This window comes from Empedobacter sp. R750, assembly GCF_030324345.1.
In the GTDB taxonomy this organism is placed as follows: domain Bacteria; phylum Bacteroidota; class Bacteroidia; order Flavobacteriales; family Weeksellaceae; genus Empedobacter; species Empedobacter falsenii_C.
Genome location: NZ_JACAGF010000054.1, coordinates 1 through 831 on the forward strand (window position 1 = coordinate 1; position 831 = coordinate 831).

Annotated in this window: 1 protein-coding gene; it reads right to left on the reverse strand. The window is 24.4% G+C overall.

All coding sequences use genetic code 11. From position 1 onward, the window contains the following. Window positions 1-61: 61 nt before the first annotated feature. Window positions 62-766: a glucosyltransferase domain-containing protein gene (locus HXZ74_RS17145; protein WP_353619271.1), complete on the reverse strand. Its 705-nt coding sequence runs from the start codon at window positions 764-766 to the stop codon at window positions 62-64. Window positions 767-831: the final 65 nt, after the last annotated feature.

Sequence of the window (831 nt, forward strand, 5' to 3'; positions counted from 1 at the left end):
TTTTGAGTTTAATAATAATTTACAATTTTTAAAAAATGTAGCTTAACTTACACTGGAAAATTCAGGGGGATATCCACATCGCATAAATGATAAATGAAAATCCAATCATAACTCTCGGGTTTACATATGTATTCTCTAATACAATTAATGGTAAAGGAATTAGTATAGGAATCAACAATAAGAATAATATAATAAGCACTTTATTAGATGCTTTTAGTTGTTTTTTTAGTAATTTATATATTCCATATAAAAATGCTAAAATTGTAAAACAAAAACCTATAAGGTAATGATAATTAAAAACCAGACAAATAAGATCATAAACAGCCTGTGTATTGTGTTTTAAGATTGTAAATACATCATCATTAAAAAACACAAATTTATCTCTTCCTACTGAAGGAGAATTTGTTATAAATAGTAAAAACTTATAAATTACAAAACCTCCTATAGATGCCATAATTCCTATAAGAATTATAAAAAAAGCTTTCTTTATATCATCTTTATATAAATGATTTATAGCAACAAAAAGAGTCATAATTATAAAAATAGAAATGGAAGCTTGATAAGTAAGAAATATAACTAAAACAGCTATCAGAGTAACAATTACAAACCTTAGTTTATTTTCTACAAAATTTCTATAAAATGGAATAATCGCTGACATAACAGAAATGGCCATAAATGGAGAATCGTATCTAAAAGCTAAATTCTCAATCATAAAAGGGCTCGTTAATAACAAAAGTGCACTTATTTTGAAAGTATGGATATGCAAACAAAAATAGGAGTATTAGTTAAGCTACATTTTTATAACTAATTTTTTGTTGATTAAATTCTTCA